Origin of the sequence: Methanoculleus chikugoensis (assembly GCF_900095385.1) — an archaeon.
GTDB lineage: Archaea > Halobacteriota > Methanomicrobia > Methanomicrobiales > Methanoculleaceae > Methanoculleus > Methanoculleus chikugoensis_A.
The window spans coordinates 40641-62871 of sequence record NZ_FMID01000017.1 but is presented as its reverse complement, the minus strand read 5'-3'; the positions used below and the strand labels follow the sequence as shown (position 1 = coordinate 62871).

General features: G+C 64.4%; 26 protein-coding genes and 1 pseudogene. 23 read left to right on the top strand and 4 right to left on the bottom strand.

Going from position 1 to position 22231, the window contains the following annotated elements:
• Window positions 1-217 precede the first annotated feature (217 nt).
• The 10 genes from L21_RS03075 to L21_RS03030 all read left to right on the top strand — a co-directional run bounded on the left by L21_RS03075 (window position 218) and on the right by L21_RS03030 (window position 9692).
• A complete protein-coding gene (locus L21_RS03075) occupies window positions 218-889 on the top strand; it encodes a hypothetical protein (protein ID WP_074369095.1) in 672 nt (223 codons plus the stop codon).
• Window positions 889-2037: a PQQ-binding-like beta-propeller repeat protein gene (locus L21_RS03070; protein ID WP_074369030.1), complete on the top strand. Its 1149-nt coding sequence runs from the start codon at window positions 889-891 to the stop codon at window positions 2035-2037. Before L21_RS03075 ends, L21_RS03070 begins: the two co-directional genes overlap by 1 nt.
• Before the next feature lie 86 nt (window positions 2038-2123).
• Window positions 2124-2543 (top strand): MarR family winged helix-turn-helix transcriptional regulator, encoded by a 420-nt coding sequence (locus tag L21_RS03065; protein ID WP_074369029.1) that lies wholly within the window; start codon window positions 2124-2126, stop codon window positions 2541-2543.
• Between the two features lie 56 nt (window positions 2544-2599).
• Window positions 2600-4975, top strand: a complete 2376-nt coding sequence (lon, locus tag L21_RS03060; RefSeq protein WP_074369094.1) for an endopeptidase La — start codon at window positions 2600-2602, stop codon at window positions 4973-4975.
• Between the two features lie 200 nt (window positions 4976-5175).
• Window positions 5176-5571 carry a hypothetical protein gene (locus L21_RS03055; protein WP_074369028.1) on the top strand — a complete coding sequence of 132 codons (396 nt, stop codon included), beginning with the start codon at window positions 5176-5178 and terminating at the stop codon, window positions 5569-5571.
• 25 nt (window positions 5572-5596) lie between these two features.
• Window positions 5597-6037 (top strand): hypothetical protein, encoded by a 441-nt coding sequence (locus L21_RS03050; protein ID WP_074369027.1) that lies wholly within the window; start codon window positions 5597-5599, stop codon window positions 6035-6037.
• Between the two features lie 56 nt (window positions 6038-6093).
• Window positions 6094-7080 (top strand): hypothetical protein, encoded by a 987-nt coding sequence (locus L21_RS03045; protein WP_074369026.1) that lies wholly within the window; start codon window positions 6094-6096, stop codon window positions 7078-7080.
• A 206-nt stretch (window positions 7081-7286) separates the two neighbouring features.
• Window positions 7287-7754 (top strand): hypothetical protein, encoded by a 468-nt coding sequence (locus L21_RS03040; RefSeq protein WP_074369025.1) that lies wholly within the window; start codon window positions 7287-7289, stop codon window positions 7752-7754.
• Window positions 7755-7771: 17 nt separating this feature from the next.
• Window positions 7772-8878: a carboxypeptidase regulatory-like domain-containing protein gene (locus tag L21_RS03035; protein ID WP_074369024.1), complete on the top strand. Its 1107-nt coding sequence runs from the start codon at window positions 7772-7774 to the stop codon at window positions 8876-8878.
• Between the two features lies 1 nt (window position 8879).
• Window positions 8880-9692 carry a hypothetical protein gene (locus L21_RS03030; RefSeq protein WP_074369023.1) on the top strand — a complete coding sequence of 271 codons (813 nt, stop codon included), beginning with the start codon at window positions 8880-8882 and terminating at the stop codon, window positions 9690-9692.
• Between the two features lie 14 nt (window positions 9693-9706).
• On the opposite strand, the gene L21_RS03025 is transcribed toward L21_RS03030, so the two are convergent.
• Window positions 9707-10192, bottom strand: coding sequence for a helix-turn-helix domain-containing protein (locus tag L21_RS03025; protein WP_074369022.1), 486 nt, complete (start codon window positions 10190-10192; stop codon window positions 9707-9709).
• A 103-nt stretch (window positions 10193-10295) separates the two neighbouring features.
• On the opposite strand from L21_RS03025, the gene L21_RS03020 reads away from it, so the two are divergent.
• From L21_RS03020 to L21_RS02965, 13 genes and pseudogenes are all read left to right on the top strand, one after another.
• Window positions 10296-11075, top strand: coding sequence for an ATP-binding cassette domain-containing protein (locus tag L21_RS03020; protein WP_074369021.1), 780 nt, complete (start codon window positions 10296-10298; stop codon window positions 11073-11075).
• Entirely contained in the window at window positions 11072-11779 is a 708-nt protein-coding gene (locus L21_RS03015) for a GTP-binding protein (protein ID WP_074369020.1), read from the top strand. Before L21_RS03020 ends, L21_RS03015 begins: the two co-directional genes overlap by 4 nt.
• A gap of 4 nt (window positions 11780-11783) precedes the next feature.
• Entirely contained in the window at window positions 11784-12401 is a 618-nt protein-coding gene (locus tag L21_RS03010) for a (Fe-S)-binding protein (RefSeq protein ID WP_083608742.1), read from the top strand.
• Complete coding sequence (locus L21_RS03005) at window positions 12398-13639, top strand: methanogenesis marker 16 metalloprotein (protein ID WP_074369018.1); 1242 nt, start codon at window positions 12398-12400, stop codon at window positions 13637-13639. Before L21_RS03010 ends, L21_RS03005 begins: the two co-directional genes overlap by 4 nt.
• Window positions 13636-14928: a cysteate synthase gene (locus tag L21_RS03000; protein ID WP_074369017.1), complete on the top strand. Its 1293-nt coding sequence runs from the start codon at window positions 13636-13638 to the stop codon at window positions 14926-14928. Before L21_RS03005 ends, L21_RS03000 begins: the two co-directional genes overlap by 4 nt.
• Window positions 14921-16042 carry a sulfopyruvate decarboxylase subunit beta gene (gene comE / locus L21_RS02995; protein WP_074369016.1) on the top strand — a complete coding sequence of 374 codons (1122 nt, stop codon included), beginning with the start codon at window positions 14921-14923 and terminating at the stop codon, window positions 16040-16042. The genes L21_RS03000 and comE overlap by 8 nt, the downstream gene beginning before the upstream one ends.
• Window positions 16043-16247: 205 nt before the next feature.
• Window positions 16248-16478: a hypothetical protein gene (locus tag L21_RS02990; RefSeq protein WP_074369015.1), complete on the top strand. Its 231-nt coding sequence runs from the start codon at window positions 16248-16250 to the stop codon at window positions 16476-16478.
• Between the two features lie 164 nt (window positions 16479-16642).
• On the top strand, window positions 16643-16873 hold the full coding sequence (locus tag L21_RS02985) for a hypothetical protein (RefSeq protein ID WP_074369014.1): 231 nt from the start codon (window positions 16643-16645) through the stop codon (window positions 16871-16873).
• Window positions 16874-17061: 188 nt separating this feature from the next.
• Window positions 17062-17217 (top strand): hypothetical protein, encoded by a 156-nt coding sequence (locus L21_RS14045; protein WP_178377674.1) that lies wholly within the window; start codon window positions 17062-17064, stop codon window positions 17215-17217.
• Window positions 17218-17278: 61 nt separating this feature from the next.
• Window positions 17279-17599, top strand: a pseudogene (locus L21_RS14580) (carotenoid biosynthesis protein); the annotation flags it as partial.
• On the top strand, window positions 17536-18279 hold the full coding sequence (locus tag L21_RS02975) for a prenyltransferase (RefSeq protein WP_305954468.1): 744 nt from the start codon (window positions 17536-17538) through the stop codon (window positions 18277-18279). The pseudogene L21_RS14580 and the gene L21_RS02975, both read left to right, overlap by 64 nt.
• A 178-nt stretch (window positions 18280-18457) precedes the next feature.
• Complete coding sequence (locus L21_RS02970) at window positions 18458-19177, top strand: hypothetical protein (RefSeq protein WP_074369012.1); 720 nt, start codon at window positions 18458-18460, stop codon at window positions 19175-19177.
• 13 nt (window positions 19178-19190) lie between these two features.
• Window positions 19191-19775, top strand: coding sequence for a hypothetical protein (locus L21_RS02965; protein ID WP_143727199.1), 585 nt, complete (start codon window positions 19191-19193; stop codon window positions 19773-19775).
• Window positions 19776-19810: 35 nt separating this feature from the next.
• Here the strand turns inward: L21_RS02965 and L21_RS02960 are convergent, their stop codons facing one another.
• The 3 genes from L21_RS02960 to L21_RS02950 all read right to left on the bottom strand — a co-directional run bounded on the left by L21_RS02960 (window position 19811) and on the right by L21_RS02950 (window position 22213).
• Window positions 19811-20728 carry an AEC family transporter gene (locus L21_RS02960; RefSeq protein WP_074369093.1) on the bottom strand — a complete coding sequence of 306 codons (918 nt, stop codon included), beginning with the start codon at window positions 20726-20728 and terminating at the stop codon, window positions 19811-19813.
• A gap of 142 nt (window positions 20729-20870) precedes the next feature.
• Entirely contained in the window at window positions 20871-21344 is a 474-nt protein-coding gene (locus L21_RS02955) for an ArsR/SmtB family transcription factor (protein WP_074369010.1), read from the bottom strand.
• Window positions 21345-21415: 71 nt separating this feature from the next.
• Window positions 21416-22213: a hypothetical protein gene (locus tag L21_RS02950; protein ID WP_074369009.1), complete on the bottom strand. Its 798-nt coding sequence runs from the start codon at window positions 22211-22213 to the stop codon at window positions 21416-21418.
• Between the last annotated feature and the right edge of the window lie 18 nt (window positions 22214-22231).

Sequence of the window (22231 nt, the reverse complement as noted above, 5' to 3'; positions counted from 1 at the left end):
ATCGCACGTCTGTGTGTCTTCCGGTAACCGGTCACCTCCACAGTCCGGGTTCGGTATCGACCAGTCCAGTGAGTGTCCCTGAACCCTCCGGAGCAAAACGAACGGATCCGGCTCGACGTGTAGAGGATCGTGACAGAAATCGTTTATAGGGGAACGTTGAGTTCTCATGCATAGATCCCGGAAGGCGGGGCCCACCCGGCCGGACAATGGTGAGGAGATGGACGAGAAACATACCAATACCAGAAAAACCCTGCGAAATCTGCTCATAGCGGTCACCATCCTCGCCGTGGTGGTCTTCCTGCTCTTCCTTGGTCCTGCATTCGTCTCGACGACCATGCCGAACGACTCCTATATGATCGAGATCACCGGTCTCTCCGGTCTTGCCGTGAACGGCACCGCCACGGTCATGATCCCGGTCCCGGCGAACGCGAAGGGCGAGCTGGTGATCTTCGAGGCGTCCAGCGCTCGCCAGCCCGCCGGGTGGCGGACGGCGATCCGGGAGACGCAGTACGGGAAGATGCTCGCGTTCACGACGACGGAGGACTACGCGCAGGATATCTTCGTACCATCCGGTGAGTTCGAGACGAAGGAAGAGCCGCGGCTGCTCGTGCCGGTCCTCGCAACCCCGGACAACGCGAGCGTCGCCGAGTTCAGCCGACGATCGGGCGGGACTTACACCACGGTCGTCTTCCTCGACGGTTTTGTTCCGCCGGAGAACGCCACAACGATCTCGTTCGATCTCAGGTATCAGGGCGGCGGGGGCGTGAAATACCTGATAAAGGAGAACGTCTGGACGGCGACGGTGAACACGGCCGTTCCGAGCACAGAGTCGGGATTCGTTCCGGTGCCGGCCGGATACCATGTCACTGCCGGGGGGCTCCATCTCTGATGGACGAGATTCATAACCGGGCGATCTCCTTCGCTCTTTTATCCCTCATCGCCCTTGTTTTTGCACCGGGCTGCCTCTCAAGCGACTTCGTCGCCGACCGTCATGCTCTCTCCGTCACCCGAACCGACGCCGCCGGCACCGAGATCTGGCATACCACTTTTGATGGAGGGGGCGACGAATACGGCACCGTCCTGTTGCCGGTTTCGGACGGCGGCCTGCTTGTTGGAGGGTCGGTCAAACAATCTCCGGGAAGCGAAGAGCACGCCCTGCTGCTCAAGATCGCGGAGAACGGCCGGATCGAGTGGAACCGGTCGTTCCCGACACGGTATGGCGTTGAGGCAGTCGTCTCCCACCCTGACGGCAGTTTCACCGCCGGGACGGGTGACGGCTCTCTATTCCGGGTGGCCGGCGACGGGACACCGGTCTGGAGCAGCCAGGTTTCGGGGTCCGTGCTTGGAGTCTCCGGTCTGCCGGACGGAGGCATCGTGGCTGCAGGGAGCAAGCACGGTGGGGATGTCTGGGTGGCGGTCGCGAACGATACGGGTTGTTCGCTCCTCCGGGAACGGACCTACCCGGATCTCGGCCGGGGGCGGGCTCTGGGGGTCGCTTCGGCATCGGACGGGGGGTGCATCGTTGCAGGGACGACGGACAGCCATCCGTTCTGGGTGATGCGGCTCGATGGGGAAGGCAACGTCACCTGGACCCGCACCTTCGAGGAAGGGCCTGAGTTTATCGGGGTCATGCTTCACCGTGTATATTCGGTGCAAGAGAAGCCAGACGGCAGCGTGGAACTGCTCTATAAGGTCGGCCGGGCCCTGAAAGGAGAGGGTGCCGGAGGATCGGTCACGGTCGACCTGACCCTCGCCCGGGACGGTTCGGACATGAGCGTAACGGAGTTCTATATGCCCTGCCCGGTTACCCGGGCCTCCGGCGGCGGTTACGCCTGTGCCGCCCTCGAGAGTTCCGAGGGCGACGGTTACACCATGGGGAATCATCTCGGGTCGCCGATTCACGTGATGAAATGTGACGATCGCGGTGAGATTGTCCGGGTTGGAGCCGGCACGGAGGCGGAGACGGAAATCGTCACGAATATCGTGCAGACCCCGGATGGGGGGTTTGCGGTGCTTGGTGGGTCTACGAAGACCTGAACCCTCAAGAGCCCGTATGCTCTCCCGGTGCCGGCCGCCATCACAATCTTTATAGTTAGGTCAACCCAAACTAATGGGTATCAACCATGGCGGCGAGACATGAGCACCTGTTCGAAGTGTTTGATCGCCTGATCGCCATCAAGAACGAATGTTCCTCCGAGATCTTCTCCGAATGCGGGCTCAGCCGTTTGACGGTGAAGCAGGTCGCCTACCTGAAGACGATCGACGAGCACGGCGAAGTGACGTTCAGCAGACTCGCCGAGATCACCAGGAACTCGAAACCCACCGTCACGGAGATGGTCGATCGGTTCGTCCGGATGGAGTGTGCCTACCGCCAGAAGTCCCCCGACGACGGGAGGGTCACCTACATCCGGCTGACCGAGAAGGGCCGGATGCTGGCAAACGCCGAGCGGAACGCGCTCCACCGGATGATCGAGAGGGTGGTGCGGACGCTCGATGAGAACGAAGTGGATCTCCTGGTGGAGATCTTGAAGAAGGTCGGATGATTTTTTTGGCCGGCAAAACAGTTAGGTAAATGCGAACTAAACAACCCGGAGACATCATGAACTCACCACAACAAGACACCAGCCGAGACTACATCGTCATACCGCTCTCCGAGACCGTGGTCTACCCCGAGACCCGGACGAAGCTCCAGGTCGAGACGGCCATCGGAGAAGCGCTGATCGCCGCCATGAAGAGCGACGGGTCGGCGTACGCGGTCGGTCTGACCGCGAAGAGCGGGGCGGAGGACTCGGCCGACGCACTCTATTCGACCGGGAACCTCCTCATGATCGCACACGTGCAGCCCTCAAACGACGGCTACCTGATCTTTGCCCACGCAACCCGCCGGGTGAAGGCCGTAACGCTCTTGGAGAGGGATGGACAGTTCTACGCCGTCTGCGAACCGCTCCCGGACGTGCCGGACCTCGACGAGGGTGACCGGGCGGAGATGCTCGCGAACGTCAGAGCGGCCGTCCACGAGATCAGCGGCAACTTCCAGGGCTCCGAGCAGTTCACTCGGCCCGTCGACAGGATGGAGTCCATCGATCAGATCATGGGGTTCGTCATGCCCTTCCTGCCGATCGGTGTTGCCGAGAAGCAGTCGCTCCTCGAGATCGCCTCCGTCCGGGAGCGCTACACCGCGTTCCTCCGGATCCTGGTGAACCTGAACGAGAGCATCAACCTCCGGATAGAGGTGGCCAAAAAGGCCAACGAGAAGGTCGGGAAGGCGAACCGCGAAGCGATGCTCCGCGAGCAGCTCCGGGTGATCCAGGAGGAGCTCAACGGCTGTGAGGGCTCGTCCGGCGAGGAGAACTACCGTGAACGGATCGAGCGCTCGACGATGCCCGAGGGGGTGCGGAAGAAGGCTCTTGCCGAACTGAAGAAACTCGAGACGGGCGGGAGCCAGCACCACGAGAGCCAGGGGATCCGGAACTATCTCGACCTCCTGCTCGATCTCCCCTGGACGGTCGAGAAGAAGAGCATCGATATCGAAGAGGCCCGCCGGGTGCTCGAGAGCAACCACAACGGCTTAGAGAAGGTCAAGGAGCGGATCGTCCAGCACCTCGCGGTCATGAAACTCAAGGAGGAGAAGCAGGGCTCGATCCTCCTCTTCGCCGGCCCGCCCGGCACGGGGAAGACGAGCCTCGGACGGAGCATCGCCGACGCGCTCGGCCGGGAGTACGTCCGGATCAGTCTCGGCGGTGTCAAGGACGAGGCGGAGATCCGGGGACACCGGCGGACCTACGTCGGATCGCTCCCCGGCCGGATCATTCAGGGGATGAAGCGGGCGGGGGCGAAGAACCCGGTCTTCATCCTCGACGAGGTCGACAAACTCGCCGTCTCGTATTCGGGAGATCCGGCAAGCGCCCTCCTCGAGGTCCTCGACCCCGAGCAGAACAGCACGTTCTCCGACCACTACCTGGAGGTGCCCTACGACCTCTCGGACGTGCTCTTCATCGCGACGGCGAACAGCCTTGCGACGATCCCGGCACCGTTGCTGGACCGGATGGAACTGATCGAGATCTCGGGCTACACGAAGAACGAGAAGTTCGCGATCGCGAAAGACCACCTCCTGCCGGAGACGCTCGAGGAGCACGGCCTCGATGCGGGCATGCTCCAGATCGAGGATGAGGCACTCGCCGCGATCATCGACCGCTACACCCGGGAGGCAGGTGTCCGGACACTCAAGAAGCAGCTTGCCCGGATTGCCCGGCATGTCTCGGCGAAAGTGGTCTCCGGGACGGTCGACCTGCCGGTCGTCGTGACTCCGGAGATGCTCCCGGAGATCCTGGGCCGGGAGACCGTCCGGCCGGACGTGGCGCGGAAGGAGAACCCGCCCGGCGTCGTGACGGGCCTTGCGTGGACGCCGGTCGGCGGGGACATCCTCTTCATCGAGGGGACGTTCATGCCCGGCAAAGGGAAACTGACGCTGACCGGCCAGCTCGGCGACGTGATGAAGGAGTCGGCCCAGATATCCCTCAGCCTGATCCGCTCGCGGCTCGCGGCCATTGCGACCGGGTTCGACTTCTTCGCAAGCGACGTTCACATCCACGTGCCGGCGGGGGCGACCCCGAAGGACGGGCCGTCGGCGGGTGTGACCCTCTTCACGGCCCTCGCCTCCCTCGTCACGGGGAGAACGGTCGACCCGACGGTCGCGATGACCGGCGAGGTGACCCTCTCCGGCGCCGTCCTCCCCGTAGGCGGGATCAAGGAGAAGGTCCTTGCGGCCCACCGGGCCGGGATCAGGACGGTCATCCTCCCGCGGGAGAACGAGCGGGATCTCGAGGATGTCCCCGAGGACGTGCGGAGCGATCTTGCGTTCGTGACCGTGGAGACGATCGAGGACGTCCTCCGCGAGGCGCTCGGGATAGAACTCCACGGCCCGGTCGTGCCGTATGCGGGGAAGAACCGGTGCGTCCCCGCGCACAACCTCTGAACACCCTTTTTTTCTCTCCTACCTCCATTTTATCCCCCGCGCCTTGCCCAGCAAGCAAATTGGCTCGAAGTACCCGGGGAGTAGAGGATCGTGACAGAAATCGTTTATAGAGGGACGTCGAGCTCTCACCGATAGTTGCCGGAATCGGTGCCCCGATGTGCGGGATCTGTCCGGTCTGCGCCGAAACCGGGGAAGATTGCATGGAACCTGACATAAAGCGCCTGATCATCATAGGAATCATCGCCTTCATCGGCGTCGTCGTCCTCGTCGCGGCGGTCGTGTTCGGATTTACGACCCTCGTTACCCTGGTCACGGGAATCGACGGTCTTCCGCAGGAGTTGACCGTGGAGGTAGTCGGGGTAGAGGATCTACAGAACACATCCGTCGTCCACCTGACCGACCGGGATCTGCAGCAGCACCCGGTGCTTGCCACCGCGATCCGGGCGGCCGGCAGCGACCCGGGCGTATCCGCGTCGGTCCCGATGACGGGGGTCGAGTGCCTCGCCCTCACCGAGTCCTTCGGTGTGCATACAGCGAATGCGCCGTACCTCGAATACGACGGAGTATCCTACTCCACCCGCGTTCTGCTCCATTAGGGCCGGATGCTTGAAGAGGTGCAGAATGGAAGAAGGTAAGAAACCCGGCAACCGGCTCAGAACGGCGGGGCTCGTCGTCGCGTGCGCCCTTGCCGGGATCGCCGCGGTCGCGCTCGGCTTCATGCTCGCCGATGCCCTCCTCATCTATGCAATGGAAGGTTCGGGCGGGCAGCCGATGCTCTACGTCATGGAGAGGACGGAGCCGGGAGAGAACGTGGTCGTCCCCCTGACCGAGAAGGACTTTGCCGACCACCCGGCGCTCGACGCGGTCATCCGGGGAGAAGAACGCAACCCGTCGGCGTGGGAGTGGGGCGCCGGCGACCGGCGCTTCATCGGGGGAACCAACGTCTCGTACGCGGAGAGCAAAGCGCTCCAGGACACTTACGGCCCCGACCGGGAGACGTGGGTCTACCCGCACCTGGAGTACGAGGGGGCGTACTATCTGGTGGTGACGACGTGGCCGTGACACGAGGGGATCCTGCGGTGATCGGGTTACGTGTCGGCGGTCGGGGAGACCGAAAGATGATGAAGATCGCATCCGCCGTTTTTCTGCTGATTGTCTCGGTCTGTATCGCGGGTTGCTGCACCGACGAAACGGCCGATCCAGCCCCTCCCGGCGGCACGCAGGAGACACCGGCGCAACAGTATCCTGAGATCAACGTATCGGAGATCCCTGTAGCCACCCCGGAGTTGATCAGGACAAACGGCTCATACATCGCCGGGATTGCGCTCGGCGACGAACGGGCACGGGTTCTCGTCCGGCACGGCGGTAAACCCGAATCGGTTGCCGTGCTCTTCCACTCGTGCCCGCGAAACGACCCATACTGCAACCGGAACCCGAGCCTCATCATCCGCTACGGGGAGATCCGGTTTGCGGTCACCGTCGACGAGACGGCCGGGACGGTGCTCGGCGGCTCTGCACTCGTGCCGAATACACCCTCCCGGACATATTACAAGACCCGCGACCTCTCGACCGGGACCGATACCGTCTACCTGGGGGACGCCCCGATTATGACCTACAACGGGACGTCGCTCCTGTACCTGAACGAGTCGTACGGCTGCTCTTCCGGGCGGGCAGAAGACCTCTCCGACCTCGACGGGATCGTGGCGCGGTACCGGGCGGCCCACCCGTCCGGGGACACCGGAACCGGTCCCACCCGTGAACCCTGCGAAGATTACTCGAAGACCGGGGAGTTCATCGAGACCGTCGGCGGGCTCTTCGACCTCGTCCGGGAGGACCCCGCCGCCGGCCGGCTCCTCTCCGACGGAGGCGAGATCGCGGGCGTCGTTGTCGTCTGCCCGCCGTCCGCCGCGTCCGAACCGGGAGGCCCGGGATGCTACCCTGCGGTCCGCGTCAGGTACGGGGAGATGACGATCGACTACCTCGTCAACATCGACTGCATGTGCATCGAGAGGACCACCGTCGAGGTTCCGCCCGGGTATCTCTCCCGTACGGTCGATAATGTGACCTATATCATCCACGACGGCGACGTGGTGCTCGCCCTCTGAAGGACGGGCGCGCCCCTGGCTTCCCGGCTCGCGGCGGCTTTGTTCGGGTCTAAAATCGATCGGGAAGGCCCGACGTGTAGACGTTTGTCACAGAAATCGTTTATAGGAGAACGTCGACCTCTCCCGCATGGATATCGATATCCCGGGGTGCGGATCCGGTCGTGCGACCCGCACCAAAACCTGGCCGGCACCCCGGCGGAGGGGGAATGGACGAAGATGTCGGTGTTCTTGCGGGGAAGTCGATGACTCCGTCAGGTCATGAGAAGAGCACCCGGCTGAAGCGATACCTCATCGCGGTCGCGGTCGCCGGGCTCCTCCTGTTCGGCTGCTACGTCGCTGTCGCCACCTACATCGCCGCGACCATCCCGCCCGACGAACTCCTGCTCTACGAAGTCACGGAGGAGAGGGCCCGGGAAGGTATTGTCATCCCTCTCGACGAGGAGATGTTCCGGAACCTGCCCGTCCTGGACGCGATCCTCCGGGGTGAGGGGCATGAGGACGAAGGGGACCCGTATATGCCCGGGGACATCCGGCTGGTGGGGAGCGTGGAGTACCCGGAGAAGATCCACCGGGGAACGATCGACACCTACATCTTCGATAGCGAGACCGGCAAGCAGAAGTACTTCGAGTACGAGGGCCGTTATTACCGGGTCGGGACGATTTACCGGGACTGAACAGTGAGGGATTGAGAATGAACGGAACAACCAGAACATGGACACTCTCCTTCCTCCTCGCGCTGTTGCTCGCGGCCGTCCCGGCGGCGGGTGCAGATCTCGGTCCCAATCAGCACCTGATTCCGGAACTGAAGGTGAACGAGTCGATCGAGACGATCACCATCTCCGCGGAGTTGAGCCTTCAGCCGGAATGGGATGGGAGCGTGACCGCCGGGATACCGTTCGGCGCGGTCATGGTTCATACGGCCAATGCGACGACGCTGATCTTTGATCGCGACGGCAACCACCTCTTCTCCATCGATGACGAACTCTCTGCAAAAATCCCCACCCCTGCAGGCGTCGAGAAGCCCTGCATCCGGGTGCACCCGCTCCCGAACGACTCCCGGGTCTATCACTACGACAACGTGACCTTCGTCTTCGGCACGGCCGGGGAACCCCCCATCCTCACCATCATCGACGAGAGCCCGAAGCCCGACGAGGAGCCGATCGCCATCAACATCACCTCCCTGCATGAGGGCGGCGTGGCCTGGATCGACGTCGCCCCGGCCCATGTCGCCGTCGTCGGGGAGGTGCATGCCCCTGCAGGGGTGCACAGCGTGGTTGTCCGGAGCGGCTCGGTGGAGGTCCCGTGCGGGAACGCAGCGGAGTTCGCCTGCTCGGTACCGGTCTCTTTCGGGAAGAATACGATCACCGTCGTGGCAACGGACAACCACGGGAACCGGGCCGCGAAGACCGTGAACATGACCGCCCATAGCGGCATCCCGCCGCCGCCGTTGATCACCGTCTCGGGCCGGGTGACGGATACCGGCGGCAACCCGGTCCCCGGTGCACTGGTGCGGTTCGAGTCGGTGTTTGATCTGGATGGCGAATCCATTGCGGGGACGGCCGTGACTGGAGAGGACGGCTGCTACCTGGTAGAAGATGCCCTCGGCTACCGGCAGACCGTCACGGTCGAGAAGGAGGGTTACTCGCCCCTCCGGGAGGAGTTCATCTTTGAGAACCTGACGAACGATCTCGACCTGGAACTGGAACCGTCGAGCCGGACGGTCCCGGGGTTCGGTTCCGCGCTCGCCGTTCTCTCGCTCACGGGGGCGTTCCTCCTCATCGGCCGGAAGAGGCGGTGAGATGAGAGGGAAAGGCTCGGTGATCCCGGCGCTCCTCCTCACCGCCGCAGTCACGGCGCTGGCGGCGGGTTTTGCGGCTCTCGCGCCCGTCACGGAGGTCACCATAACCCCGCAGGAGCCGATTGCCCCGGAGGACCAGGCCCTGGTCCATATCGACTTCTTCACGGAGAAGAGGGACGCCCCGGTCGAAGGCGTGGATATCCTCTCCTCGATCCTGCGCTACGAGCTCGCGGTCTACGATACAGAGGGCATCCGGGATAGCCTGCTTTCCGGCGAACCGCTGGCGGTGCATATCGCCGGGCAGCCCTACACGGCGGACCTGCAGGAGATGCCGCGCGACACCGGCTCCTTCACCGGCACCCTATCCGGGGACGGCAGGGCGCATCTGACCGTCAGCGGCGATGTCCTTCGCGGCTATTTCGAGATTGGCGGTGTCGCGTACCACGTGGAGAGCACCGGCCGGTACGACGGCAAATCCCCCGGGAACGTCCTCCACTACCTCTTCTCCTCCGCCGACGTGAAAGGGCTGAGCGGCTGCTACCTCACACTCTACAACATCAGCAACGGGGATCTAAAGGATTCCGGGTACCCTGCAGACTGGACGAGAGCCGACTTTTTGAAGGCCGGACACGAGATCGTCCCGCTCACCGATGCCGATCTCGTCGGCCTCCCCAGGGTGAACGAGACCCTCCGCACCGGCTTTATGGAGGTTCCGCTCTCCGAGAACGAGACGATGCGCATCGTAAAGGGCTATCGGGGGAAGATCGCGGAGTACCGCGGGAACTACTACGTGATCGACTTCTTCGAAAGTTAGGCTGTGACGGTTCCCTAAACCCTCTTTGCTATCGTCTCGATCGCTTCAATAATCGTCTGCTGCTGCGGTTTGATGATCGCGACCGGACAGTCGACGATCTTCTCCACAATCGGGGCGAGGATGGGGGCGCAGATGATCCCGAGCGCTCCTTCCTTGTCCGCCCGGACGGCGGCGATGATGCACTCTTCAAGGGAATCGGCCGCGTAACCCCGGATGTGGTACTGCCTCCCGCCGATGGGGAGGTTGCGGTTGTCGATCTCGTCGAGCAGGAACCGGGCCGCGATCACCGCGATGAAACTCTTCTCCCGGGGCTCGAGGACGTTGACGATCCGCCGGACGGTCGAGAGGCGCGGGTCCGCCCTGCCCGACGTGAGCTTGTAGAGGGTTGCGGGCGGGATCCCGGCCCGTTCCGCGAGGTCGCGGATGCTCATATCCTGCCGGGCGAGTTCCTCCTGGAGCGCGTCGGCAAACTCTACTTCAAAGATCTTTCGCGAGAGCATTGTTCTACTATAGTAGCATCATTAAGATAATGTTTTTCCTGATTTGGTTAAGAATTCTGCTGTTGAGAACAACCCTTATCTTCCCGTATGACAATCCTCCTTCATGGACACCTCACCCACCCGGGAGATCACGATCCTACCCGGCCGGAACCGGCGTGGCGCGCCGGAGCGGTTCGAGGCCATCAGCATCCGCCCGGGCGACACAATATCCATAGTCGGCCCCACCGGTTCGGGAAAGAGCGCCCTCATCAACGATATCGAGGTCTTCGCCCGGAACGACACCGCGACGGGGCGTACGGTCCTCGTCAACGGCGAATTCCCTCCCGAAGAGTTCGTCCGCGACCCGGCCTATAAACCCGTCGCCCTGATCACCCAGAACACCCGGTGCCTCGCCGATCTTACGGTTGCAGAGTTCCTTGCGATGCACGTCCGGTCCCGCAAGATCGCCGACGACGGGATCGTCGAGAGAACGATCGCCCTCGCAAACGAGTTTACGGGTGAAGAGATCCGGGCCGGTGCCCGGATGACCGCGCTCTCCGGGGGGCAGACCCGGTCGCTTCTCGTGGCGGACGCGGTCCTCATCGCTGCGGCACCGGTCCTCCTCCTCGACGAGGTGGAGAACGCCGGAATCTTCAAGGAGCGGGTGATCGAGGTCCTCCGGGCCGGGGGGAAGGCGGTCATCTTCGTCACGCACGATCCCCTGGTCTCCCTCCTCTCCGCCCGGCGGATCGTCATGCGGGACGGGGGGGTCGAGCGGGTGATCGAGCCGCTGGATCGCGAGAACGAGGCTCTCCGGGAGGCTCTCCGCCTCGACGGCATCCTCCGCCGGATGCGGGAGGAGATCCGGGCCGGAAACCTGATCACGGGACCGGTCGGGGCATGAGGCTCGCCGTCGTTGCCGGTCCGCCGTCCGCCGGGAAGACCGCTGTCGTTCGGCAGACCATCCGCTCTCTCCTGGACCGGCACCGGATCGCCTACTTGAAAATTGACGTCGTCCGGGCGTTCGAGGACGAGGAGCTCGCGGCCGAGTTCGGGATCCCGGCGCGGAAGGTCTGCTCCGGTGATCTCTGCCCGGACCACGCCGGGGTGATGGTGATGCGGGACGCCGTCGCCTGGGCCGAAGGGGAGGGCGCCGACCTCCTCCTGGTCGAGAGCGCCGGGCTCTGCCTCCGCTGTTCCCCCTACACGACGCAGGGGCTCGGGATCGTTGTCCTCTCCGCGGTCTCCGGCACGAACACGCCCCTGAAGATGGCCGCGATGCTGGCGCTCGCCGATATCGCGGTCGTGACCCGGATCGACCTCGTCTCCCAGGCCGAAAAAGAGGTCTTCCGGGAGCGGATCCGGGAGGTGAACCCTGACCTCGATATCGTCGAGACGAACGCCGTCCAGGGGACCGGGATGCGCTACCTCCTCAGGGCGATCGAAGAATATCCGCAGATAACCGATCCCGATACAATCGTCCTCCGGTGTGCGCCGCCGCTCGGGGTCTGCACCGTCTGCATCGGGAAGACCGAGATCGGGTGGCAGCATCACTTCGGGGTCGTCCGGAGGCTCGAGGATGCCGACTATCTCTTCCGGGGGGACTAGCACGGTGGCATGGCAACCGCCGGGGAGGGACTGCGGGGCCTGCGGCGCCCCGACCTGCGAAGCGTTTCTCGAGCGGGTCCGTCGGGGGGAGAAGGAACTCGGGGACTGCGTCTTCTACCACGCGGGGAATGCAGCCCCCCGGTTCGATGGCGAGGTCCTCCGTTCCGGCCGGGACATTCTCGGCGGCGAGTACGACTTCGTCCTCGATCCCCTCCCCGGCGAGGTCTCGGCCCGGAAGATCATCCTCCCCTTCCGGCCGGACCTGGTGGAGAAGTGGGGGATCGCGGCCGGGGATATCGTCGTCGGGAGGCCGGCCGGTGCGGGCTGCCCGGTCCAGCACGTCCTCTCGGTCCTTCACGCCAGCCCGGTGAGCGGCCTCCTCACCTGCCTGGTCGTCGGGCCGGAAGTATCGCGGGGCGGAGAATTTAAGGACGTTGAGGCGTACCACATCGTCGGTTTCGAGGGGATTGCCCGGACGGTGCGGCGCGAACCCGTCTTCGGGATGCGGCAGCGGTTTCTGCCCGGCTACTGCATGATGAACCTTACGCACACGGGTGTCGTGAATATGATTCTCGCACAGTCCCCGGGTCTCCATGTGCGGGTGGAGGATATCAGGTTATGAAGACGATAACAGAGATCGACGAGAAGATCCGGAACGGTTCGGTGGTCGTCTACACGGCCGCGGAGTTCAAGCGCCTCGTCCGCGAGGGTGTGGAGGTCACGGCCGCCGACGTCGACGTGGTCACCACGGGAACCTGCGGGGTGATGTCGGGGACCGCGGCGATCCTCTCGGTCCCGGTGGCGGCGCCGGGAGAGTTCGAGCGGGCGGATCGGGCCTGGCTGAACGGTGTCCCCTGCATGCCCGGCCCCTGCCCGAACGAGCGCCTCGGGCTCGTCGACCTGATCGTCTCCGGAACCGCCCACGCCGGGGCGGGCTACGGGGGCGGCCACCTCTTCCGCGATATCGTCGAGGGCCGGGAGATCGAGGTGCTGGTGGAGGCCGCCGACCGCTCGATCGAGGCGCGGGTGACCATCGACGACCTCGCCTACGCCCGGATCTTCACCACCCGGAGCGCCTACAAAAACTACACCGCCTACCTCAACACCCGGCCGACCCGGGTGACGACGATCTTCTCCGTCACGGGGCTCGAGGGACCCTGCCGGGAGGTCTCGGTCAGCGGGTGCGGCGAGATCAATCCCCTCCAGAACGACCCCGCACGACTCGCGATCCGGGATGGGACGCCGGTTCTCCTGAACGGTTCGGCCGGGCTGGTGACCGGGGAGGGGACCCGGAGCACTCCTTCGCGGCCGAACCTCACGGTCATCGCCGATATGGCCGGGATGCAGCCCCGCTACATGGGCGGATTCAGGACCTCTGCAGGCCCCGAGTGCATCACGAGCCTCGGCGTCGCGATCCCGGTCCTCGACGACCGGCAGATCGCGGCCCTCCGCGTCCTCGACGAGGAGATCCCCCTTCCGGTCGCCGATATCAACACCCGCAACGTCCTTGATACGGCGACCTACGCCGATCTCTGGCAGCGGCCCGATAGGGAGGTGACCTACCATTCCGAGTGGTGCGAGGAATGTTCGGCCTGTGCCGCGGCCGCAATCTGCCCGACGGGCGCGTTTGCCCGCGAGACCGGGATCGACCGCGACCGCTGCCTCGCCTGCACCGCCTGCCTTGCCGCCTGCCCGAACGACGCGCTTGAGGCCGGCGAGGGGTCGCTCCGGGTCCGGGGAAGGAAGGTGCCGATCACGCTGCGCCAGTCCGGCCGGACGCTTGCCGAAGACCTCTGTCGGGACTTAAAAGAGATGGTCCTCGATTTCCGTTTCACCTTCACCGGAGGCGGGGGGCGGTGAGGGAGAAGTACCTCATCCACTGCCCGGGGTGCGGCCGGTCGTTCCCCGACCGCTACACCCTCGACTGCCCCTCGGGGTGCGACGCCCTCCTCCGGACGGTCTACGCCAATCGCCGCCTCACCCTCCGGAACCTCCCGGGGGTCTTTCGCTACACGGGGTGGCTCCCCATCGAGGGCCACCTCCGGCTTGACGCCGGCCCGGTCTCCTACGAGAGTGCCGGCCTCGCCCGGGAACTCGGACTCTCCCACCTCACCGTCACCTTCTCGGGCTACTGGCCCGAGCGGGGCGGGCGGATGGAGACCTGCTCCTTCAAGGAGCTCGAGGCGCAGCCGACGGTTCTCCGCCTCCGGGAGAAGGGTGCCGGCGTCCTCCAGGTCTCGTCGGCGGGGAACACCGGCCGGGCCTTCTGCCAGGTCTCGGGCCTGACCGGGGCACCGGTCGTGGTGGTGGTCCCGGCGGCCGCCGCCGGTCGGCTCTGGACAACCGTCGAGGCCCCGAACGTCTGCCTCATCACGGTGGACGGGGACTACTCCGACTCCATCGCGTTCGGGCGGGAGGTCTGCACGCTGCCCGGGATCGTTCCGGGGGGCGGGGCGAAGAACGTCGCCCGGCGGGACGGGATGGGAACGGTGGTGCTCGACGGGGCACTCTCTGCCGGGCGGCTCCCCGACTGCTACTTCCAGGCGGTAGGGAGCGGGACCGGGGGGATCGCCGCGTGGGAAGCGGCGGAGCGGCTCATCGCCGACGGCCGGTTCGGCACCCGCCTCCCGGCTCTCCACCTCTCCCAGAACCTCCCCTTCGTCCCGATGGTCCGGGCCTGGGAGGCGGGACGGCGGGAGATCGTTCCTGAAGTGGATATGCCCGATACCGAGGTCTCTATCGCCCGGGTCTCCGCCGACGTCCTGACGAACCGCCACCCTCCCTGGGGGATCCGGGGCGGGGTCTACGACGCCCTCGCGGCCTCCGGCGGCCGGATGTATGCGGTCGCTAACGACGACGCCCGGAGTGCCGGGAGGCTATTTACGGAGACGGAGGAGATCGACCTCGACCCGGCCGCCGCGGTCGCGGTCGCCTCGCTCGTCCGGGCGGTGGGGGAGGGGCTCGTCGGTCCGGATGACCACATCCTCCTGAACGTGACCGGCGGGGGGTATCAGCGTGCGGCAGAAGACCTCGACCGCTACCCGGTCGAGCCCTCCCTCCGGGTCCGGGCCGGCGAGGCCTTCGCGGGGGATGTGCGGGACGCCGTCAGAGACTGGCTCGCCGAGCAGGGGGTGGCGGTCCGTGCGTGAAGGATCCGTCCTCGACCGCCTCTCCGCTCTCGGGGTCGATACCGTCGCGAGTCTTCCCTGCGACCGGACGCAGGAGTTCTGCGCCCTCATCCCGGAGCGGTTCCGTTCCGTGAACCTCACCCGGGAGGAGGACGGCGTCGGGATCTGCGCCGGGCTCGCGATGGCCGGGGGGCGGCCGGTGCTCCACATGCAGAGTTCGGGGCTCGGGAACTCTTTGAATGCCATCATGTCCCTCACCGTCACCTTCGGCCTCCCCCTCCCGATCCTCGCGAGCTGGCGGGGGGTCTACCGGGAGGCGATCCCGGCCCAGGTACCGTTCAACCGGGCGGTCCCGGAGGTCCTCGCGGCGCTCGGGATCCCGTATACCGTCATCCGAGAACCCGGGGATGAGGAGTTGATCGATGAGGTCGTCCGGGACGCCTACGCCTCCATGCGGCCGCACGTGGGACTGATCCTCCCTTCGTTCTGGGAGGGGACGGAGGAGGCCTGCCTGCCGGAGCAGGTCTTCCCGACCCGGGCCCGCGAGTCGGTGATCGAGTACCGGCGAACCTTTCGGGAGCCGGTGATGACCCGGAACGACGCGATAAGGGCGATTGTTACCGCCCTCGACGGCGAGGCGGTCGTCGCGAACATCGGGGTCCCCTCAAAAGAGCTCTACGCAGCTCGCGACCGGGACCTGAACTTCTACATGCTCGGGAGTTACACCCAGGCGACGCCGATCGGGCTCGGGCTTGCCATCGCGACGGATAGAGACATCGTCGTCCTCGACGGCGACGGGAGCCTTCTCGGGACCGCCGCCCTCCCGGTGGTGGCGGCAGAGGCCCCGGAGAACCTCACGATCGTCTGCCTGGACAACGGGGCCTTCGGGAGCACGGGGAACCAGCCCACCCCGGCCTCCGGGCTCGTGGACATGGAACTCCTCGCCCGTGCCGCCGGGATCCGGCAGACCTGCAAGGTGCAGGATGAGCGGGAGCTTGGCGAAGCCTGGGAGAACCGGGGGCGGGGACCGAACTTCATTCACGTCGTCCTGAAGCCGGGGAATGCCGCGGTCCCGAATATCCCGCTCGCCCCGGCCGAGATCCGGGAGCGGTTCGTGCGGGGGCTTCGGGGGTGAGGCGCCCCCCGACACGCCTGTATTGTAACTTCTTCCACTGTTTGGCGCGGCACCGTTTCTGAACCCCGGACTACTGTTTTTTTGCCTCAAAGCCATCCGTCAGCCGATGTGTAGCTGCGCGGCACAGAAAAGGTATATGGAAGAACGTTGACCACTCAAGCGTGGATTCCGGTGCAAACCTGTTCACACCTCTGGAGGAGCCTTTATGGACGAAGAAAAATTCAATCAACTCTTAGGGGCCCTGTCGGTGCCGGTCATCGTCCTGGCCTTTTTTCCCCTGTTGGTGATCGTTTTTCTGATACCGATCGCAATTGTACCGGATCCGCGAGCTTTGATCGGGGCAGTTTATGCCACGGCGTTGACCCTGTCGTTCGTCTATTTCGGCCTGAAGATGCGGAGCATCAGTACCGCAAAGGAAGTTAAATCCATCAGGTGATTGGGGGTGCAAGCGCCGCATTCCCGGACCGCTACTGGCGTGGAGCGGGTGTTCACTCGGGAGGTGTAGCGTCACCACCCGTGTTGAACGTGTAAAGAAGTTGGACAGAAGACGTAAATGAGCAGACGTTCAGATCTTTGTTACCGTAGCGAGGTGGGCGAAGCATGCGGCGAAAGATATCGATGGACACACTCTTAACGGGACTCTTCATCGCGCTGCTCCTTCTCTTGCTCTTCTACGACCCTATCAGGGGGCTCCATCCGGCGCTCGACCCTCTCCTCATGCTCTCCGGTCAGGCTATCGGTCTCGTTCTCCTGGCGCTCATGGTATTCTGCATCATCGGCCTGGTGCTGATGATCGGCCGGCATCTGTACGGCCTTTGCCATGGAGGATGACGGCAGTTATCCGGGTAGAGTTCTTCTCCGCACAGGGAGATCCGTTCCGGGATCAATCAACCTGGATGCGTGCGTCTCTCTTAATCCATTGTGGAGATCAAGGCTCTTTATCTTCGGTAACAACTCCCGGACGTGTAGACGAACGTGACAGAAAAGGTATATCCCCGAACGTCCAGGTCATTACATACATGGAACGCAAATACCTCATCGCGTTGCTGGCCGTCGGCATCGCGGCCGGCCTGTATACAGCCCTCACCTACCAGTGGATCCTGATGCTCATCATCGTCGCGGTGGTGGCGCTGATCCTGGTCGCGAGCGACGTCGCGGGACGGACCTGGGCGTAGCCGGAGCCGATCGGGGCACGGCAGATCCGGTCATACCGGTCAACCTTTATCCCCATCGCCCATGCGCATCACCCGGGCGGCGCTCCTCCTCACCGCCTTTGCCCTCTTCCTCGCCGCCTACCTGGTGGTTCGGTTCGACGACCCGGCGGTCCCGCCCGCCGTCCCCATGATCTTCATGGTCGCCCTCGCCCTCCCCTCGTATATCGCCCTCGTCCGCTGGCTCGGCCCCGCCCGCGGCATCGCGCTCCTCCTCCTCCTGAGCATCCTCCCGCTCGCCGTCGAGGCGTATGCCGTCGCGACCGGCGTCCCGTATGGCCGATTCACGTATTCGGCCGACCTCGGCTACCGCGTCTTCGATCATGTCCCCTGGACGGTCGCCTTCGCCTACCTCCCGATGCTCCTCGGCGCCGTGACCCTTGCCGCGTCCGCCGCCGGAACCTCCTGGAGCCGGCTGATCCCGGCCGGAGCCTCCTCCTCCTCCTCCTCCTCCTCCTCGCTCTTGCGGGCGCCGTCAGCCTCGCGCTCCTCGCTGCGCTCGATGCTGTCGGGCAGGCGCTCCTCCTCTCGTTTCTCTTCCTCTCCTACTTCTACAGCGCTCCGCCGCTCCGGTTCAAGGAGATCCCGGTCCTCGACTTCTCCTCGAACATGCTCTATGTGGTTCCGGGAATCCTCGGCTACTACATCGCGGGCGGCGTCCTCCCGCCGCCGGCTCTCGTCCTCGCCGGCTACCTCCATATCTCTGCGATGCATCTCTTCTCCGCGATCCCCGATATCGGCTTCGATGCGACCGCGGGGATGACGACGACGGCCGTCGTCCTCGGAAGGCGACGCTCGCTCCTCCTCTGCCTGGCCTTCTGGTCGGGGCTTGCCGCCCTCGTCATCCGGCTCTCCGGTCTTCACCCGGCAAGCCTGCTCGTCCTGGTCTACCCGGCCGTCTCCCTCGCCCTCCTCCTCCGTGAAGGCCTCTCAATCGACCGGGTCTACTGGTACCTGCCTTTCGTCAACACCGGCCTCGGGGGGCTGGTCTTTCTTCTCGCGACCCTCCGGACGGCGGCGTGGTAGGGCAGGAGACGTGATGGTCGACCTCTCATCTGGAGCCCGTCCTGAAGCTCGATGAGTAGACGGGCGTCACAGAAAAGGTATATGTCAGAACGTTGACCTCTCACCCGTAGATACCGATATCCGGTCATGTGCAGTCCATACCCGGGTTAGACGCCCGACAGCACGTCGCGAGGTCCGTATGAAGGTCGATTATGTTCTCAAGGCGATCACTGCCGTTCTTGCCGTGGTTGTCTTCCTGTTCCTCTTTGCTCCTGTGTTCTCCGAGACCATCCTGCCGGGCAACTCCTACGCGATCGAGATCACCGATCTACCCGATCCTGCCGTGAACGGCACCGCCACGGTCATGGTCCCGATCCCGGCGAACGCAACGGGTGAACCGGTGATCTCTGAGGGGGCGTTCGTCGGCGGCCAGGTCACGGGGTGGCAGGCAGAGGTCCGGGAGACGCCGTACGGAAAGATGCTCGCGTTCACGACGACGGGGGGATACGCGCCCGATATCTCCGTATCGTTTGAGGTGCTGCAGACGGCAGACGAGCTGCAACGCTTGCCCCTGCACCAGCGGCCTACCAACCTGACCTCATGGGAGATGAAGAGGGAGCCGCGGCTGCTCGTGCCCGTGCTTGCGACCCCCGATAACATGAGCGTCGCTGAGTTCAGCCGGTTATCGAGCGGGACCTACACCACCGTCGTGTTCCTCGATGGCTTCGTCCCACCGCCGGAGGATGTAGCGGTGGTCACGTTCAGCCTCGACTACCGGGGAGTGGGGGGCACGAAACGCTTGATGAGAGAGAATACCTGGACGACAACGGTGAATACGGCCGTTATGAGCACTGAGTCCGGGTTCGTCCCGGTTCCGGCTGACTACCGGGTTATCGCAGGAGGTATCGACTTCTCATGAGGATCAGGGCTGTATGTCTCTACGGGATTACGGTGACGGCTCTTGCCGCTGTTGGGAGATTCTTGACGACCTGTTACGGAAACCTGTTGCCGTGTTCGTGTGCGGGGGAGAGAAGGCCTATGATACAGGGCAAGCGCGGTCTGCGGAGGATGCTCAGATGAAGAGAAGATCGTTAATATGGCTCCTCCTCTCTCTTTCGGCAGCGCTGCTCGCGGCCCTGCTCCTCCTCCACGCACCGGGCACGGGCGCCGTGCAGGACCCGGTAGAGGAGCCCGCCACGACAAAAGAGCCCGGGAGGGCCGGGAACCTGACCGTCATCCTGGTGGCCGGGGATTCGAGACTCCCGCAGGCCGTCCCGATCCCCTCATCGTGGAGGGATATCGAACCGGAGAAATGTGAACCGAGCGAGGAGGATTGGGCTTTTATCAGGGATGCGGCCACAAATCTCTCAGAGGAAGAGAAGACCCGGTTTGTTACAGACGTCAGAGAGATCTACGCCGGGGAGTCAACGCTTTCGCAAGGAGAGCAGGATGACCTGCTCAGGAGACTCGGGTACTACCTGATTGAGGCAACCGAGGGAGCCGGGACGGCCCCATAACTGCAGTCGGCGTTCGGGTCGCTCTCGCTCCTGCCCTACAACATCAACGTCGCGATCAGCGGGATGGTGACGAGCGACCCGATCGTCGAGACGAAGACGATCTGCGACGCGAGCCGGGAATCGGCGCCGTACTGCTCCGCGAAGATGACGGTGTTTGCTGCGGCGGGCATCGCGGCCATCGTGATCATGATCCCGTTGATGTAGGGGTCGGCAAAGATCGGGGCGAGGAGGTAGCAGTAGGCCGCCGGGACGGCGAGGAGGAGGACGGCGCTCGCCGCCCAGATCCGCCAGTTCCCGACCATCTCCCGGGCCGGGAACGTCGCGAGCATCGCCCCGACGATGATCATGGCGAGCGGCGTCGTCACCCCCCCGAGGAGTTCGATCGAGTCGATGAAGGGCGACGGGATCTCGACCGAGCCGAGGAAGAGAGCGAGCCCGACGATGGAGGCCGCGATCCCGGGGTTTACGAGCAGTTTTGGGTCGAACCCCTTCCCCCTCCCCTCGGTCAGCATCGCGATCCCGACCGAGAAGACGAGGACGTTGAAGACGAGGTTGAAGATCGCGACGTAGAAGAGCGACTCCTCTCCAAAAAGCGTCAGGGCGACCGGGAACCCCATGAACCCGACGTTCCCGAAGACGATCGCGAACTGGAGGACGCCTTCCTCTGCGGCCGGGACCCGCATGGCCTTCGAGACCGCCCAGGCGAGGGCGAACGAGAAGACGTAGAGCATTCCGGTCGCGAGGATCAGGATCTCGGCGCCGACGAGGCGCTCGGGGGTGAAGGGCACCTGCATCGAGGCAACGATCAGCGCCGGGATGGTGATGTTGACGAGGAGCCCCGAGAGCCCCCGGGTGGCCCGGGGGTCGACGATCTTCGTCGAGACGGCGACGTAGCCTGCGGCAATCAGGAGGACCAGGATGAAGATCTGGTCCGCGACTACCAGGAAATCCATGACCGCACCGTTCATAAGGGCACCGCTCCGTCCGGTTCATCAAGGTGGGCGCCGGTACCCCTTTACGGTTCTGCTCGGGGTGGAGAAGGCGGAGATGATTCGGAGGGTGGTTTAACGGGCTCGTGTGCGGACGGGAGAGAAACTACTCCGGTATGGGGGAGATTCCTCGCCGGCATCGCAGAGCTATGTACCAGAGCGTGATCGTCACACCGAGGAGCGCCTCGCCCGCGTAGAGGAGGAGGGGGTCCCTGACGACGCTTCCCCCCTGGACGGCGAAACCGTGGAGATACGATGTCACGCAGAGCACCCCGGCCGTCATGACAGCGAGGGACGTGCCGAGGAGGAAGACGATCCGGTGGTCCCTCCCGGGATGAAGGATCCGTCGCCCCCTCTTCGTCAGGGCGTAGTCCCGCCATTTCCGGGCATTCTCGTGAGTCACGAGATCCGCGTCGGCGAGAACACTGAGGTGCTCATGAACGGTCGACCTGGCAAGACCGAGCCCGTCGGCGAGCTCGCTCATCGTCATGGGCCGGGTATCGAGCGATTTGAGGATTGCGACCCGGGCGTCGGAGGAGAGAGCGACGATATCGTCCCGGTCGAGCGTGACGTCTTCCATGGTCTGGCCTGAAACAATCAGATACTCTCCTGCAGGAGGATTAAAAACGTTCCTAAACAGCTCCGCAAAACTCACTCCGCCCGGATAGTCGGCGGTGGAATCAGTTCCGGTACATCTCTCCCCGCTACGACGAACGTCGCCGACGCCCGGGGCAGGTGAGCCCGATTATATCTGGGGTCGTTCGTGCCCCCTCCGGTGTGAGAGGGGCCGGAGACGACGCTGCTCATCTCCCGGGGATCGAAAGTGACCGACGTGCCGTTCGGGGTCGTGAGGGTATACGGGGCGGCAAGATCGATCGTCAGGTAGAGGAGTTCCTCCGGGCCGGGCCGCGGGAGGTCCGCCGTCACCCGCACTTCGCGCCACTCCCCGGCAGCGAGATCGTTGACAGGCAGCATAGTCATGGCGTTGCGGAGGACATCCCCCTCCGGCGATCCCGTGGTGGCGTTCAGGCGCTCAATCCCCGTCGTCACGGTGAGATCGGCCCGGGCGCAGTCTTCACCAGCGAGGTTCCGGACGAAGAAGTCGAGGCTGATTTTGTCGCCCTCGATTGCGATATCGGGGGTGTAGCGGATGTCCTCCGGATGCGCCGGGTCAAGGCTGTAGCGGTCATCGAGGGAGATGGTCCTGTTCCAGGCTGTGGCGTTTTGCAGGTGCCAGGTCTCGTTCGTCCCGTCGTAGACGATCAGCGGGCTCTCGTAGGGGCCGCGGTATTCGAACCCCGGCCCGAACGGCAGTATCCATTCCACCCGTTTGAGCGGTTCCTGCACGTGCTGGTGCCCCGGGGGAAAGGCCGCAAGTATGGCGAGGTTTGCCGCAGCAAGGATGAGAACGACACCGATACCGAGCCATACCCACGTCTTCGAGTGCATTGTATCACATTAGGAAAA

What these genes read in the sequence shown, in the direction of transcription:
- L21_RS03015 (WP_074369020.1), top strand. Translation starts at nt 11,072, where the DNA reads ATGAGGCTCGCCGTCGTTGCCGGTCCGCCGTCCGCCGGGAAGACCGCT.
- L21_RS02990 (WP_074369015.1), top strand. Translation starts at nt 16,248, where the DNA reads ATGGACGAAGAAAAATTCAATCAACTCTTAGGGGCCCTGTCGGTGCCG.
- L21_RS03035 (WP_074369024.1), top strand. Translation starts at nt 7,772, where the DNA reads ATGAACGGAACAACCAGAACATGGACACTCTCCTTCCTCCTCGCGCTG.
- L21_RS14045 (WP_178377674.1), top strand. Translation starts at nt 17,062, where the DNA reads ATGGAACGCAAATACCTCATCGCGTTGCTGGCCGTCGGCATCGCGGCC.
- L21_RS03065 (WP_074369029.1), top strand. Translation starts at nt 2,124, where the DNA reads ATGGCGGCGAGACATGAGCACCTGTTCGAAGTGTTTGATCGCCTGATC.
- L21_RS03045 (WP_074369026.1), top strand. Translation starts at nt 6,094, where the DNA reads ATGATGAAGATCGCATCCGCCGTTTTTCTGCTGATTGTCTCGGTCTGT.
- lon (WP_074369094.1), top strand. Translation starts at nt 2,600, where the DNA reads ATGAACTCACCACAACAAGACACCAGCCGAGACTACATCGTCATACCG.
- L21_RS02955 (WP_074369010.1), bottom strand. Translation starts at nt 21,344, where the DNA reads ATGGAAGACGTCACGCTCGACCGGGACGATATCGTCGCTCTCTCCTCC.
- L21_RS02960 (WP_074369093.1), bottom strand. Translation starts at nt 20,728, where the DNA reads ATGGATTTCCTGGTAGTCGCGGACCAGATCTTCATCCTGGTCCTCCTG.
- L21_RS02950 (WP_074369009.1), bottom strand. Translation starts at nt 22,213, where the DNA reads ATGCACTCGAAGACGTGGGTATGGCTCGGTATCGGTGTCGTTCTCATC.
- L21_RS03050 (WP_074369027.1), top strand. Translation starts at nt 5,597, where the DNA reads ATGGAAGAAGGTAAGAAACCCGGCAACCGGCTCAGAACGGCGGGGCTC.
- L21_RS03025 (WP_074369022.1), bottom strand. Translation starts at nt 10,192, where the DNA reads ATGCTCTCGCGAAAGATCTTTGAAGTAGAGTTTGCCGACGCGCTCCAG.
- L21_RS02970 (WP_074369012.1), top strand. Translation starts at nt 18,458, where the DNA reads ATGAAGGTCGATTATGTTCTCAAGGCGATCACTGCCGTTCTTGCCGTG.
- L21_RS03020 (WP_074369021.1), top strand. Translation starts at nt 10,296, where the DNA reads ATGGACACCTCACCCACCCGGGAGATCACGATCCTACCCGGCCGGAAC.
- L21_RS02965 (WP_143727199.1), top strand. Translation starts at nt 19,191, where the DNA reads ATGTCTCTACGGGATTACGGTGACGGCTCTTGCCGCTGTTGGGAGATT.
- L21_RS03005 (WP_074369018.1), top strand. Translation starts at nt 12,398, where the DNA reads ATGAAGACGATAACAGAGATCGACGAGAAGATCCGGAACGGTTCGGTG.
- L21_RS03075 (WP_074369095.1), top strand. Translation starts at nt 218, where the DNA reads ATGGACGAGAAACATACCAATACCAGAAAAACCCTGCGAAATCTGCTC.
- L21_RS03055 (WP_074369028.1), top strand. Translation starts at nt 5,176, where the DNA reads ATGGAACCTGACATAAAGCGCCTGATCATCATAGGAATCATCGCCTTC.
- L21_RS03030 (WP_074369023.1), top strand. Translation starts at nt 8,880, where the DNA reads ATGAGAGGGAAAGGCTCGGTGATCCCGGCGCTCCTCCTCACCGCCGCA.
- L21_RS03070 (WP_074369030.1), top strand. Translation starts at nt 889, where the DNA reads ATGGACGAGATTCATAACCGGGCGATCTCCTTCGCTCTTTTATCCCTC.
- L21_RS03040 (WP_074369025.1), top strand. Translation starts at nt 7,287, where the DNA reads ATGGACGAAGATGTCGGTGTTCTTGCGGGGAAGTCGATGACTCCGTCA.
- L21_RS02985 (WP_074369014.1), top strand. Translation starts at nt 16,643, where the DNA reads ATGCGGCGAAAGATATCGATGGACACACTCTTAACGGGACTCTTCATC.